Origin of the sequence: Paenibacillus sp. FSL L8-0641 (assembly GCF_038006265.1) — a bacterium.
GTDB lineage: Bacteria > Bacillota > Bacilli > Paenibacillales > Paenibacillaceae > Paenibacillus > Paenibacillus polymyxa_D.
This window is the reverse complement of the sequence record NZ_JBBOUW010000001.1, coordinates 1,907,684-1,922,063: the sequence shown is the minus strand read 5'-3', so window position 1 is coordinate 1,922,063 and position 14,380 is coordinate 1,907,684. Positions and strand designations below refer to the sequence as shown.

Below are 14,380 nucleotides of genomic sequence, written 5' to 3'. Positions count from 1 at the left end.
TAGGCTTTCCTGTATCACACAACCAACGTTAGCAATACTTCATTTTTTTGAATTTGCTCCTGATTTGTCTCAAACACATCCACTTTATTTTTTGTAAGCGTGACGATGACAGGGGTCACGATTTCGTATCCTGCTTCTATAATCTGCTCCCTATCAAATTGGATTAACAAGTCCCCTTGTTTTACGATATCTCCTTCTTGAACGACTGGATTAAAATGCTTTCCTTTCAGCGCAACGGTATTAATTCCAATATGAATTAATATCTCCGTACCCGCCTTTGAAGTCAAGCCGATGGCGTGTCCTGTGGGAAACAGCGAGGTTACAACTCCATCTATAGGCGCTACGACCTCACCGACAGACGGCTCAATGGCTAAGCCTTTTCCCATCGCCCCTGTAGAAAATGCCGAATCATTCACTTGGCTCAATGGTATAGCCTTGCCTGTGATCGGGCTGTAGATCGTTTCTTTCTTGATGTCAACAGCCTTCGTTGCTGTAACAACAGGTTCTGGTTCTGCTGTTTTCACGGATTCAACTGTTTCTGGGGTCTCCTCCTTCACCTTGCTTTCATACCCAAAAATAAGGGTTAGTGCGGTTGCTGCCGCGAATGAGCAGGCAATGGCAATCACGTATAGCAAGGTTGGCGTATACACTGGAATCGCAAAAATGTTGTGAAACACATACGCCGTCATTTTCACTCCAAAATGTCCATTGATGGCACCGCCTAGAGCACCTGCGATAATGACAATCGGAATGACACGTTTATAGCGAAGCACCAGACCATACACAATCGGCTCTGTCACACCCGCCAGCAATCCTGTAATACTCGTGGAACCGGCAAGAGTTCTAAGTGTTTTATCTTTTCTCGCCTTCAGGAAGATACCAAATGCGACCCCAATTTGAGCAAATACAGCTGCTGCAGCCATCGCCTCAATCGGATCACCGCCAACACCGATATTTTGAATCGTGATCGGGGTAAAACCCCAGTGAAGTCCGAAGACGACCATAAAGGTCATAAAACCGCCAAGAACAATCCCTGACAAAATGCCACTTACACCGATTAACCATGTCACACCTGAAGAAATCCAATCTCCTACCCCTGTACCGAAAGGTCCGAAAGCCATCGCAGATAGCGGAACCATAATCATTAAAGCCAACATCGGAACTAAAAATAGCTGTAAATCCTTAAGAATGATCTTCTTCAAAAACTTATCTACCAACGCATAGATACTAATGGATATAAAAATCGGGAAAACACTGGCTGAGTAGTTCATCATGACCACCGGTATTCCTAAAAACGATACATCAGAGCCCTTGTCCATCAGCCCCGTAAAGTTGGGTTCCATGAGAGCCGCACCGATCACACCAGCTACATAAGGATTCGCCTTCAGCTTTATACCGAGCGTAATCCCTAGTAAAATCGGCAAAAAGTAAAATACAGCATTCCCAGCAGCAGACAGGATCAGATAGGTATCACTTGTTGCAGACATCCATCCTAGCAAGGTCAAAACCGTCAGGAGTGCTTTTATCATTCCCGAGCCCGCCATCGCTGGAATCAATGGGGAGAAACTACCGGAAATGACTTCAAAGATTGTGGATATGACCGATGTTTTTTTCCCACTGGATTCACTGGCTGCAGGGGAATTCGATCCAAAATCCCTGTTTTTCATGATCTCTGCATATACATAGGCAACATGGCTGCCAATAACAACTTGGAATTGTCCTCCGCTTTCAACAACGGTAATGATTCCCTCATGCTTCTCAAGCGCTTCTCTTTCGGCTTTTCGTGAATCCTTCAGGTCAAATCGGAGTCGTGTAGCACAATGGACAAGTCCATTGATATTTTCTTCTCCTCCAACGAGACGTACGATGTCTTCGCCCATTTTCTTATGATCCATGTTCATTCTCCTCTTGGGCAGATTGCCTGGAAACAAAAAAATACCTAAACGAAAGGCCTGTATGATCAAAGAAAATGATCACTGCCATTCATTTAGGTATCGCCTGCTTAACCAGTAACAATCCTTATATTTAAGTTGTGAGCCTACTATAAATCACTTAGAAATCGTTTGCAAGCTTTTTTTCTAAGAACTAGCTATATCATTTCTGGAGGTTACACGCTGTATATGAATCGTCAAATACACTTTTTCATCAATCGACATAGCACTTTCATGCTTTAACTCTAAATATTGATTGATTAATTGGGTGCATTGAAAAGCCTTCTCGTATTTATCTTTGACTTGGTCATACAAGAAATTATCCCCTGAAGCTAGTTGTTCTTGTTCATTGCTCAACAATCGTTGGGCAAAGTACTGCAAATGAGTAATAAACCGGGAATAATTGAACGAAGTTTCATCCAGTGTAATCTCGTAGTAATCGGTTACAATGTTGAAAATGTCATCAATAATCTCGGTAATCTCAACCGTTTGTTTCATTCCCTGACCGTCTTGTCTTGCATTTACAAAATGCATAGCAATAAAGCTTGCTTCATGCTCATCCATTTGGATGCCAAATTGAGCATGGATGATGTCCAATGCGTTCATTCCGATCATAAATTCTTTTTTGTAAAATTTTTTAATTTGCCATAACAGTGAATTTTTAAGTCCTACGGATTTTCTGTATCGAGAGATGGCAAATTGAATATGGTCAATCAGAGAAATATAGATATTGTCACTAAAAATATCTCCCATTTCCTTTTTTGCGCTGCCTACAATTTCATCCGCCACCTTTAAATACTCTACAGATGTTTCCCCAATAAGATCTATTAATTTTTGTGGGATTTTATCGGACTTTAATACAAAGGTTTTTTCTATTTTGTCTTCATCGACCCTCTGGCCATTTTTCTTTTTAAAGCCTAGACCATTCCCTATGACAACAAATTCATGACCCACCTGATTTTCGACTCGGATAACATTGTTGTTAAAAATTTGCCGGATGATCATTTATCTGCTCACCTCATTGATGTAATGACAAAGTTTGTAATAACAAAAAAAAACCAAATAACGACTAAATCAATTAGTCATTATTTGGGTATCGCCTGCTCACCAGTAACAATCCCGAAGGGCACTTCACCCCTCATTCAATTACTCTTACTATACCGCTTTCAATGCAGAATAACAATACAATCATGCCAAAAAACCGCCAAACACTCGGAATCCTTTGTGCTTAGCAGTTTTTTAGGTTCATGCTTAACTTTCTTGCTCTTTGCAAAACACCTCTTTGGCAACCTGAATGGCTGAGGCTGCCCGGGGCCATCCTACATAAAAGGCAAGCTGTGTAATGACTTCAACCAGTTCTTCCTCCGAAATCCCGTTTTCCTTGGCCAGGTTCAGATGATAAGGAAGTTGATTCACATGCTCACCCGCCACCAGAGCGGCAACTGTAATAAAACTCCGTTCCCTAAGAGACAACTCACTTCTTCTCCATACATCTCCAAAAAGAACATCCTCCGTATAGGTTACAAAAGCGGGTGCAAAATCACCTATCGTTTCCCGAACACTCGATTTGATTAATTTATGCTTCATACAATCATCTGGGCAAGTCCATTGCCAAAGGACCAATCCTCTAATTCAGTCTCTACCAGTGTCACAAAAACATCCTCCGGTCGGACTTTACATTCAATAGAGATGAGTTCGGCTAATCTTTGGTAAAAATCCTTTTTTTGTTCCGTAGTTCTACCCGATCCCATCGTAATTTGGATGTACAGCAGCTTGTCTGTTCTGGATACATTCAAATAATCGGGACTATAATAAAACTCGCTTTGCTTATGAGCATGAAAAACCTGAAAGTAATCTTTTTCCGGAACCTGAAAATGTTCGATCAAAGCATTCATGATACAGCAGCTAATGTCAGACAGCTCTTGCTCTGTGTATTGTTGCTCCATGTAGCCAACTCGTACAAATGGCATGTTCATCTCTCCTATCCGTTGGGATAAGATGATTGTACTCCCCTTACTTTCATCTGTATAATTGAAAATAATCATAAATATATTCAATTTCATCGATGGAGATGAGCAAGCGTGGATCTGAAAGAATTAACTACATTTCGTACCATAATCGAAGAAGGAACGTTTTCAAAAGCTGCTGTCAAATTAAACTACGCTCAGTCTACAGTCACGAACCAAATCCAGAGGCTTGAAAAAGAGCTGGGATTTCAACTTTTTAAAAGGGGTTGGGATGCGGAGTTAACGCCCCCGGGCAAACTATATGCCGAGGAGATAGACGGACTTATTCAGCATTGGAATTTTGTAATGGACCAGGCGAAGTCGCTAAAAAAGGAGGAGATCGGCACGCTCCATATCGGTGTGCTTGAAACGGTAGCGGCTACCTTACTCCCCTTGGCTCTGCAGCAGTTTCGAGAGCATAAACCGAATATTACATGTCATTTTACAGTTGGAAACACGGATGCACTCGCACATGCTTTGGTGGATGGTAAGCTGGATTTTGCTATCTCTGGGGAACCTCACTCCATTCCTTCCTTACACTTTGAATCCATATATCACGAACACATCGCCTTTATTGTGTCCCGTAATCATCCCTTCGCGGCAAAAAGTGAGCTTCAGCTCGAAGATCTGTACGCGTATCCGCTTATCGTCGGAGGTAAGAACTGCTTGTACCATATACGACTGGAGAAAGAGCTTTCACACTTCCCGGCGATGCCGTTTTTTTGTACTGTCAGTCAAATCTCGTCGATCCCCACGTTCGTAAAAACGATTCCTTCAGTTGGAGTGGTTCTATCGTCAATGCCTTTGCCGGAGGAACTGGTCACCGTCCCCCTCCAGTTAACAGACCCTAATATTGCCATTGGACTATTACAAAACAACCATCACCAGCAGTATATGTCTTCGGCCCGAAAGCTATTTATACAGCTGGTTAAGGAGCTTTGCAGGCTATAGCATCTATGCAAGACTACTAATAAGTTATATCATCTTTGCATAAAGAAAAAGCCGCTAAACACTCAGAAACCTGGTGTTTAGCGGCTTTACTATTTTGAAGGCCTAAGAAAATGTGGCCCTCTCTTTATTTTTATACTCTTGTTGTCATACCTGTTATTCCGCTTCGAGCGGTTTTTTCCACAGTCCCAGAATGAGCGCAGAAATCACGGAGCCAATTGCCACTGCAAGCAAGAACAGCAAAGCATGATTGGCAAGAGCTGCTACAAAAATTCCGCCATGTGGAGCTGGAAGATTGATTTGCCAGAACTGCGTCAGACCACCAGCAATCGCTGAACCTACAATACAAGAGGTTAAGACACGCAGAGGATCAGCAGCTGCGAATGGAATGGCTCCTTCCGTAATGAAGGACAATCCAAGTACATAGTTCGTCAAGCCAGACTTGCGCTCTTGCTCAGTAAACTTATTTTTGAAGAACGTCGAAGCTAATGCGATTGCCAGCGGAGGTACCATGCCGCCCGCCATAACAGCCGCCATCATAGCTCCGTTCGTGTTACCACTGGAAGTAAAGACACCGATCGAAAATGCGTAAGCTGCCTTGTTGAAAGGTCCACCCATGTCAATCGACATCATTCCGCCCAGGATCAGACCCAAAATAACTGCATTACCTGTTCCTAAATTGTTCAGAACGTTGACAAGCCACGTATTAATACCACCGAAAATTGGATCAAACAGGTAGAACATAATCGCGCCTGTAATTAGGAGTCCGAATACCGGGTATAACAAGATTGGTTTTAAACCATCCAGCGTTTTTGGTAGACCTGCAAAAGCTTTACGCAGGAAGATCACCACATAACCAGCCAGAAAACCTGCTGCCAGACCGCCAAGGAAACCTGCATTGGAGTTTACAGCCATCAGACCCCCAACCATACCTGGCATCAGTGCCGGGCGGTCTCCAATACTCATCGCGATAAATCCGGCCAGTATCGGAATCAGGAAGTGGAACGCACCTGTTCCGCCGCCAATCGTTTGTAACAGTTGGAAGAATACATTATCTTCTCCCGCTACCTGTTCAATCAAGAAGGAAATGGCTAGCAAGATCCCCCCGCCTACAACGAATGGTAGCATATGAGAAATACCGTTCATTAAATCCTTGTAGATTTTGCTGCCTACGCTGCTCTTCTCCGCTTTCGACTCTTCAGCGCTGCCTTTACCTTCACTACGATAAATTGGCGCATCGCCGTTCAGCGCTTTGCGGATCAGTTCCTCAGATTTACGAATACCGTCACTTACCGGTCTTTGTAATACAGGTTTACCATCAAATCTGGCCATTTCAACCTTCTTGTCAGCTGCGACGATTACTCCTTTGGCACGACGAATTTCATCCGCTGTCAGTACGTTTTGTGCGCCTTCCGAGCCATTCGTCTCTACACGGATATTTACACCCATTTCTTTCGCTTTCTTAATAAGAGCATCTTCAGCCATAAACGTGTGTGCAATGCCTGTAGGACAAGCGGTCACTGCAACCACAAACTCGTCAGAATTCGGATTGCCAACGATAACGTCTGGCGTTTGCTGCGCTTTGGCTGCCTCTTTCTTAGCCTCTTTTGCTTTTTTGGCAGCTTCTTCTTCCGCCTGCTTGGTATCAAACAACACAGATACTTCATCCGGTGTTTGCGTTTTCATAAGGTTCCCGATAAAATCGGTATCAATTAAGAGCCGGGAAAGGGCTGCCAGTGTGCGAAGATGCGTATTTGCTGCTCCCTCTGGAGCCGCAATCATAAAGAACACTTTTGCCGGCTCACCGTCCAACGATTCGAATTCTACGCCTTTACTGCTTTTGGCGAAAACGACAGTCGCTTCATTCACAGCTTTGGTCTTGGCATGCGGCATCGCAATGCCGCCGCCGATTCCAGTGCTGGACTCTGCTTCACGTTTGTAAATCATTTCTTTAAACAAGGCACGGTCATTAATACGTCCACTTGCTTCGAGACTAGCGATGAGCTCCTCAATCGCCTCGTCCTTTGTCGTCGCCTGCAGGTCCATGATCATCGTTTCTTTAATCATCAGGTCTGTTATTCTCATTTTTCACACTCTCCTAAGTTCGGTCAGCGTGTCGATACACGCATAATAAGCTCATGATGCAGCCGGATTACCGTTTTGAAATCGTGACTTGCGGCCGTAATTGTTCAATTTTCTCTCTAGTAGCCAGATCATCGGAAAACGCAGTTGCGCTTCCGGATGCCACTCCTGCACGGAATGCTTCGATCGGATCGCCATGAAGAGCCAGCGTACCCACGAATCCAGCAATCATTGAATCACCTGCGCCTACAGAATTTTTAACCGTTCCTGCTGGTACATTTGCGTGATACACTTCATCTGCCGTAATGAACAAAGCCCCTTCTCCTGCCATGGAAATCAGTACATTTTTTGCACCTGCTTCCAGCAGCTTACGACCGTAAGTGACGATCTCCTCCTTTGAGTGAATAGTTACGCCAAACAACTCAGCCAACTCGTGGTGATTTGGCTTGATGAGCAGCGGTTTATGAACCAGTGCCTTCATCAGCGCCTCACCTGTGGTGTCGATGACGAATTCAGCCCCAGTTTGCTGGCATACGCTAATCAGCCGATCATAGAAGTCTCCTCCAAGTGACGGCGGGATACTTCCCGACAAGACGACAATGTCATTTTTCTGGAGTGCGGCCAGCTTTTGCACCAACGCATCGGCCTCTTGCTCACGAATCACAGGTCCCAAACCGTTAATTTCCGTTTCATCGCCATGCTTGAGTTTAATGTTAATCCGTGTGTCATCTTCGATCATTACAAAATCAGTTTTAATGGATTCTTCCCGCAATGTATCGTCGATAAACCTGCCTGTGAATCCTCCTAGAAAGCCGATCGCCGTGCTATCTGCTCCCAGCTGGTTTAGTACACGTGATACATTAATTCCTTTACCACCTGGCAATTTCAAATCACGTTTCATCCGGTTCAAATCACCAAGCTTCAAATCGTCAACTTCCACGATATAATCAATGGAAGGGTTCAGCGTTACTGTATATATCATTGTTATCCCTCGATTATCTTAGTTTTCTGAGCGATGGATCGGCGTGAGCGTTCTGGCATCGATTCGGTAATAAGTATAGCTTCCTTGAGCTCGAACAGTTTGGCGAAGGTTACTTCTCCAATTTTGCTGGAATCGGCCAACACATACGTTTTGCCTGACAACTGATGGGCTCGCCGCTTGATTAGCGCCTCTTCAGGATCAGGAGTTGTATACCCCATTTCCATATCCACCCCGTTCGTTCCTAGAAAGCACTTGTCGAATCGAAAATTGTCCAAATTTTGTAGGGCAATACTGCCAATTACGGCTTTGGTATGAATTTTCATCATCCCTCCCAGTAGATAGCTTCTGATTCTTTTACTTACCAGTGCTTCTACGTGGGATAGACCATTCGTCACGACCGTCACGTCTTTAGCTTCAATGTAAGGAATCATCGCCATCGTTGTTGTTCCCGCATCCAGATAAATACATTCGCCATCCAAAATTTCTTTGGCTGCCATGCGGGCGACTGCGTTTTTTTGTTGAACGTTTTTGAATGTTTTTTCTTCCATGCCAGGTTCCTGACTTTTCTGATTCAGTAAGGTTGCCCCACCATGAATCCGTTTTAGCAACTGACGGCCCTCAAGATCTATCAAATCGCGCCGAATTGTTGATTCAGAAGCTCCCAACAGATCAGCCAATTCCTGCAACTTTACAACACCACGTTCTTGTAAGCGCTGTATTATTAACTTGTATCTTTCCTCCGTCAGCATCTTCATTCCCCCAACTGTTTATATCGTACCACAAACCTGATAAAAAACAATCATTTTTCTCCAAAAAGATTCAAAAAAATTCATTCCAACTTCATTTTTTTACAAAATGGTGAATTCCCGCTCTAATCGACATGATTGCGTTTACATTTTAAAGAAAATTCATCTACTTTTATGTAAATTCATTCTTCTTACATAGGAATTCAGCAGTAAACGTTCAAAAACGTTCTAAAGCTTCCATCAGTACTATTTTACCATTATGCGCACAATTCGTCCCAATTTCCCTGAAACCTCATTCAGCTCATACGTAACCATTCCTGATGAGCATTAGGCACCTGTGTACACTAGCGCTGTATTTTAAAATAACAAGAGCCATGACTGCGTGCATACCGCATTCATGGCTCACCTTGTTATGATACATATTCACCCTCAATAATCTTCTCCAGATAATCTTCCGGCTGTGCAAGAAACTCAGCAAAGCTGCACACATCCGCATATTCCTGATGCTCCTCGTCATAATAACCCAGGCACTTCTGCTTTGGATTCCACACCAATATAATATCCGAGTAATTATCTACGTTTAGAGACAGACGCAACAGCTTTTGCCGACCTACCTTCATCTCAACCGTATCGATAATTGAAAAGAACTCAACAAATTGAATATCAAGATCATTTTCTGGCAGGTTCACACGGAGTTGATTCCCTGTCAGAAAGGCTATTAAATCCTTCGGAAGCTTGTAGCTTTTCAAAGCATGTCGTTTATTTTCCAGATTATGAAATGCCGGAGGCTCTACAGACTTTAAATACTCAGCCATTTCTACGTTTTTATTACTTAGTGCAATTGTATATGCCCGTTCTCCATCTTTTTCTGCCAGCGTCACATCAGCGCCTAGTTGAACCAAATACTTCACCATCGAAAAATCGTTGTTGCGCGCCGCCACTGTCAAAGGCGTGGCTTTATATGGATATACCATATTAGGGGCATTGAAATTAATATCTACGCCATGTTCCAATAGTAAAGCTACTGTTTTCAAGTCATGCTCACTAACTGCGTTGCGGAGTGTTGCTCCAGCATGCTGCTTCATATCGAGGCCCAGCTCATGGATAAGCAGCATATTACTTTTGTTACCGTAGTAGGCTTGCTCATAAGCACCAGATTTGACATGATTTTTACCGTCCTGCTTGGCGCCATGGGCGACCACATAACGGACAACCTCTTCGGTACCATAGCGAACAGCCGTCAGGAATGCGGGATTATCCTTTACATTAAGTTGAACCCCCTCATCGACCAGTAGCTTCAAGACTTCCATTTGCCCAGTTATGAGTGTAATATCCAGTGGACTTAATGTCGTATATTTGCTGAGTACGATCCCTTGTTCTATATCCCAGCCTTCGGTCAGCGCCTGGCGTAAAGCGGATATATTGCCTTGAACGATATGCATCGCTATCTCAGGAAGAACCTTGAAATTGCCTACATCTTTTAATTTAATCATGGTTATTACCTCACTCTTTATGTATCTACTATTAATCATGTATATCTATTTTATACCAACCTCTCTTTTATATAAATCCAACAGATTCCCCAAAATTCATTATTCACTCTATCGCAAACAAGTGAGTAATAGAGGTCAAAATACCTTATAGAAGCTATAATTGTATTATGATTCTGTATACCCTGTGCAACCGAAAAGGAGAACATATGAATAGCATTCAATATTTGTCCCAATTTAATTTGCTTCATAGTCTCTCATTAGAAGATTTAATTGAAATGGATCAAATGACCTCCATTACGACTATACCGAAAAAAAACTTTATACAAACTCCAGAGACCTTTTCCGAGGGACTTTATTTTGTGAAAAAGGGCAAAGTACGTCTATATAAGCTAAATGCTGACGGGAAGCAATTTACTTTGGATATCCTCCGCGAGGGAAATGTATTTGGTGAAATGGATATGATTTCACTAGGAACAAGGGAGATGTATATAGAAACGATAGAAGAATGCGATATCTGCCGTATGGACAAAGACCGATTCGAGCATTTTTTAATAGAACATCCCAGGTTCATGATGAACATGATCAAGGTGTTAAGTGACCGAATTTCAGGAATGAGCAGTCTGGCCCAGCATTTAGCTTTGGGAAATTTACAGGATAAAATTTTGTATATTCTTCTGAAATTGTCCGATCAGTTCGCCCTCCAAAGCCGTGATGAGTATTGCAAAATCAATTTCCCTCTCTCTCATCAAGAAATTGCGAATCTGGTCGGGGCCACCCGTGAGGCTGTAACAGCTGCTCTTCAGGAGCTTGTCAAAGAAAAGGTCATTAAAACCGGCTTTAAGACGGTTTACATCCATCGCGAAAAGTTAGTGAAGTTGTAAACTACATTACATCTATACTCCACCCCAAAAAAGTATCGTATACCTATCAGACAATTTACGATATGGAGTGGATGAAATGTTACAACGAAAAGGTGCTCGCAAAGGGTCAGATATTCCTAGTGATGTGCTTCAGCTGCTACAGCAGGGGCGGCTTCAGACGGCGAATCTCACCGAATGGCTGGCTGTCGATCATGTTGTACTATTGCAAAATACTCTTGATGAATTTGACTTGCAGCAATCATTCGATGTCTTCCTGACCGAATTGAATGAGCTGAAGGAAAAGAAGATCATGAAAATGATACCCGCAATCGCGCGAGCGTGGCTTCATGTGTTTGAGCAACAAGCGATAGAAGAACGTATTCGCATCTTTGATGCGATGGCCTCGCATCTTTCAGACAGCATTCGCTGCTGGGCTGCCTACATCATCGGGGTTGATCCCTGTTTAAGTGTAGAGGAAAAATTGGCTGGCATTCGCCCCTTTGCAGCGGATTCCCATTTCGGAGTACGTGAAATAGCCTGGATGGCCGTGAGAGAATCCATATCCTTGCAACTGCTTGAAGGGCTTGCCCTGTTAGACAGTTGGGTGCGAGATGAGGATGCTAACATACGTCGTTTTGCCATTGAATTAACCCGGCCACAAGGCGTTTGGGCCAAGCACATCCCTGAACTAAAAGAACATCCCGAGTTGGCTCTTCCTCTCTTGAAGGCTGTTCAGTCCGATCCGGTCAAATATGTCCAGGACTCCGTTGGCAATTGGTTGAATGATGCCAGCAAAACCAACCCGGAATGGGTTCTTCAAGTTTGTAATGCATGGCTGATGGCTTCGGATACTAAAGAAACGAAGCGAATAGTAACCCGTGCCCAAAGAAGCTTGAACAAAGAGAAATAATTATAAGACTCCTCCCCATCCAATCCATATCTAGAATATTCACATAAACTATGATATTTATCTGGAGTATTGGGAATGAGGAATTCCTATGTCTATTATTCGAATCTATCTGGAAGCAGACAGTATCGTATCTGGAAACATTGCTATCACAACAAGTATCAATGTCACTCCAGTGGTTAATCGTTACACAGCTATTGTCGTGCTTGGTAATATATTTGGTGGAGTGACCACTATCCCAGCACAATATTTCATGAATGATAGTGGTACTTCAGTCGCGACAAACAGTCTTGTTGTTCCGACCAGTAGCGGATACTACAATGTATTTGTAAATGGGACGTTGCAGCGAGGCGGCTTAACAACGCTTTCTGCTACAAACCTAATTATAAATACAGGCCTGATTGTTGGCGCGACAGTAGTCGTTGAAGTTATTAATTTCAACTCTAGTGCCTCCTCAACCTCTGTCAACAATGTTACAGTAACGACTACCATAAGCGACTGAGCTACGTAAAACAGGACAAACGCCTCTTTTTTATAATTTTATAAAAGGGTAAAATTTCCTTTGTAAATATGAAACAGAGGGAGTTATTTCCATGAAATTCAATTTTGTGCATTTCCGATTTTATGTTATTGCACTGATCGCAGTGCTCATGCTTACCAGCTGCACCTCAAAAAATGCTGCAACTGCAGTCCAAACAAATTCTGATGTAGACAATGCGACTCATAGTACAACAGTTGTAGACAAAGAAAGTCAGCCTGTTCTACCCGTCACAGAGTCGCTGCCTCATACCGTTACCTCGGATGAGGATCTTGTGGCTCTTACCATTCCCGCTGGCTGGCGTAAATTTAAACAGGGACAACTGGATTCGGTGCTTAGTGTTTGTGACAAAGAAAAAAAGAATGTAGGTCTGGTTTTCCGTGTCCCCAAGTCAGCTTTTGCAAATAATATGACGCTCGACGAATTCGTACAGCAACGTGAAGAAATCTCCGCATTGGGCCTAGAAAACTTTAAGGCTGTGGATACTACCCCAATCCAGATTGATTCCACAACCGCCAGAACAGCCGATTATAGCGGGAAATACAATGGCCAACAGGTCTATTACTTCAGTGCCATGTTAGAGAGTAAGCAGCACTATCTTCAAGTATTAATCTATTCAAGGGGAGGCTCTGCAGTAGAACAACATCACGAATTTGCAACTATAGCCAGCTCCTTGAAAGTCTTAAGCGACTCACAAGTTAAGCCAGACCTTCGCTCAACAACTATTTTGAAAACATTTAAAAGTGAAGATGCCACGCAACAAATTCGTCTCCCTTATATATGGAAGACTGGTTTAATTCTTAATCCAGATGCGCTAATTCAAGCTTGGTATGAAAAAAACGATGCATACATGACGATCATCAAGGATTGGAAATCCGAACTGCCGTATGAGAAATCCTCAATGATCACATTAAAAGATTACGCTGAGTTTTCAGCTCAATTAGTACTCAAAAGGTCTGGAAAAGGGATTATTTCGACGGGACCAGTAAAGGTCAATATAAACGGGAATCAAGGCTTGCAATACGAAGTATGGGTAGAGAGTGATAAAGTAAAAATTGTATATCTAATCACTTATTTGGAACATTCCGACTCATTCTCTCAAATTATTTTTTGGACGAGAGCTGATTATTACGATAATCAAAAATCTGAATTTCAAAGATACACCAAAACATACAGAGAAGAAGAAATATAGACATGATAAAATCCGCCAAACACTTAGGAATCTTTGTGTTAAGCGGATTTTGTCTATATGACTATCACAGCTTGAAATTCTAAAAGCTTCCCCTTGTTTAGATAGGAGATGTTACTTGTACATCCTTTTATTTTTTGTGGGCTAATAAGAGATTAACTATGGTATCCAGCTGAAGGCCTTTCCATAGCTCACTATGCAGAATCTGATTAGCCCCTTCATCTTCTGAACCGTATACAAAGATGTGATCTCCCATATACTCGGGTAAAACCTCAAGTGAAATATTTTCAAATCCTTCTTTCATATTCAATGCCTTCTTGGTAGGTGGCAGCTTTAGCATCTGATAAATGGTCGGACTTCCGTAATTGCCGCCTTTCGCTGCCAAAACATATATCGATTTATTGGCGACTTGTACAATTGAAACCGTCTCTCCGTCCTTAACGATACCTTGAATTTTCATTCTGGCCTCTGCAGCTTTCTTCTCGTATTCAGTAAACCACTGCTCGGCTTCTTTCTGCTTGCCAAAGATTTCACTGATTCTACGGAATTTATCCAGTGCTTGCACTGCCGCTTGTCCATCGCTGTTGGATGTTGTCGCTGTATGATTAGCCTTCGTTTGCGAACTTCCATTTGTATTCGTCGGAGCCGAGCAAGCTCCCAGCATCAATGATAAACACAGCATAATCATCATGGCCGTT

Annotated in this window: 14 protein-coding genes; 5 read left to right on the top strand and 9 right to left on the bottom strand. The window is 42.8% G+C overall.

Features of this window, described 5'->3' with window-relative positions; genetic code table 11:
* Positions 1–14: 14 nt before the first annotated feature.
* The 4 genes from MKY16_RS08685 to MKY16_RS08670 all read right to left on the bottom strand — a co-directional run bounded on the left by MKY16_RS08685 (position 15) and on the right by MKY16_RS08670 (position 3,901).
* Positions 15–1,895, bottom strand: a complete 1,881-nt coding sequence (locus tag MKY16_RS08685) for a beta-glucoside-specific PTS transporter subunit IIABC (protein ID WP_340955034.1) — start codon at positions 1,893–1,895, stop codon at positions 15–17.
* A gap of 183 nt (positions 1,896–2,078) precedes the next feature.
* On the bottom strand, positions 2,079–2,936 hold the full coding sequence (licT, locus tag MKY16_RS08680; RefSeq protein ID WP_029516650.1) for a BglG family transcription antiterminator LicT: 858 nt from the start codon (positions 2,934–2,936) through the stop codon (positions 2,079–2,081).
* 246 nt (positions 2,937–3,182) lie between these two features.
* Positions 3,183–3,518 carry a carboxymuconolactone decarboxylase family protein gene (locus tag MKY16_RS08675; protein WP_069012182.1) on the bottom strand — a complete coding sequence of 112 codons (336 nt, stop codon included), beginning with the start codon at positions 3,516–3,518 and terminating at the stop codon, positions 3,183–3,185.
* Entirely contained in the window at positions 3,515–3,901 is a 387-nt protein-coding gene (locus MKY16_RS08670) for a tautomerase family protein (protein ID WP_340955033.1), read from the bottom strand. The genes MKY16_RS08675 and MKY16_RS08670 overlap by 4 nt, the downstream gene beginning before the upstream one ends.
* A gap of 111 nt (positions 3,902–4,012) precedes the next feature.
* On the opposite strand from MKY16_RS08670, the gene MKY16_RS08665 reads away from it, so the two are divergent.
* Positions 4,013–4,888, top strand: coding sequence for a LysR family transcriptional regulator (locus tag MKY16_RS08665; RefSeq protein ID WP_340955031.1), 876 nt, complete (start codon positions 4,013–4,015; stop codon positions 4,886–4,888).
* A gap of 153 nt (positions 4,889–5,041) precedes the next feature.
* On the opposite strand, the gene MKY16_RS08660 is transcribed toward MKY16_RS08665, so the two are convergent.
* The 4 genes from MKY16_RS08660 to MKY16_RS08645 all read right to left on the bottom strand — a co-directional run bounded on the left by MKY16_RS08660 (position 5,042) and on the right by MKY16_RS08645 (position 10,188).
* Positions 5,042–6,970, bottom strand: coding sequence for a PTS fructose transporter subunit IIABC (locus MKY16_RS08660; protein ID WP_340955029.1), 1,929 nt, complete (start codon positions 6,968–6,970; stop codon positions 5,042–5,044).
* A gap of 67 nt (positions 6,971–7,037) precedes the next feature.
* A complete protein-coding gene (gene pfkB, locus MKY16_RS08655; protein WP_029516645.1) occupies positions 7,038–7,949 on the bottom strand; it encodes a 1-phosphofructokinase in 912 nt (303 codons plus the stop codon).
* 2 nt (positions 7,950–7,951) lie between these two features.
* Positions 7,952–8,698, bottom strand: coding sequence for a DeoR/GlpR family DNA-binding transcription regulator (locus MKY16_RS08650; protein ID WP_029516644.1), 747 nt, complete (start codon positions 8,696–8,698; stop codon positions 7,952–7,954).
* Positions 8,699–9,105: 407 nt separating this feature from the next.
* On the bottom strand, positions 9,106–10,188 hold the full coding sequence (locus MKY16_RS08645) for an ankyrin repeat domain-containing protein (protein WP_029516643.1): 1,083 nt from the start codon (positions 10,186–10,188) through the stop codon (positions 9,106–9,108).
* Positions 10,189–10,394: 206 nt separating this feature from the next.
* On the opposite strand from MKY16_RS08645, the gene MKY16_RS08640 reads away from it, so the two are divergent.
* The 4 genes from MKY16_RS08640 (at position 10,395) to MKY16_RS08625 (ending at position 13,685) form a co-directional block, all read left to right on the top strand.
* Complete coding sequence (locus tag MKY16_RS08640) at positions 10,395–11,069, top strand: Crp/Fnr family transcriptional regulator (protein WP_029516642.1); 675 nt, start codon at positions 10,395–10,397, stop codon at positions 11,067–11,069.
* 76 nt (positions 11,070–11,145) lie between these two features.
* Positions 11,146–11,958: a DNA alkylation repair protein gene (locus MKY16_RS08635; RefSeq protein ID WP_165145308.1), complete on the top strand. Its 813-nt coding sequence runs from the start codon at positions 11,146–11,148 to the stop codon at positions 11,956–11,958.
* Positions 11,959–12,046: 88 nt separating this feature from the next.
* Positions 12,047–12,457, top strand: coding sequence for a DUF4183 domain-containing protein (locus MKY16_RS08630; RefSeq protein WP_340955026.1), 411 nt, complete (start codon positions 12,047–12,049; stop codon positions 12,455–12,457).
* A 91-nt stretch (positions 12,458–12,548) separates the two neighbouring features.
* Entirely contained in the window at positions 12,549–13,685 is a 1,137-nt protein-coding gene (locus tag MKY16_RS08625) for a hypothetical protein (protein ID WP_340955024.1), read from the top strand.
* 127 nt (positions 13,686–13,812) lie between these two features.
* Here the strand turns inward: MKY16_RS08625 and MKY16_RS08620 are convergent, their stop codons facing one another.
* The gene (locus MKY16_RS08620; protein ID WP_340955022.1) at positions 13,813–14,373 is read right to left on the bottom strand and encodes an ABC transporter substrate-binding protein; all 561 of its coding nucleotides are present in this window, start codon (positions 14,371–14,373) and stop codon (positions 13,813–13,815) included.
* Positions 14,374–14,380: the final 7 nt, after the last annotated feature.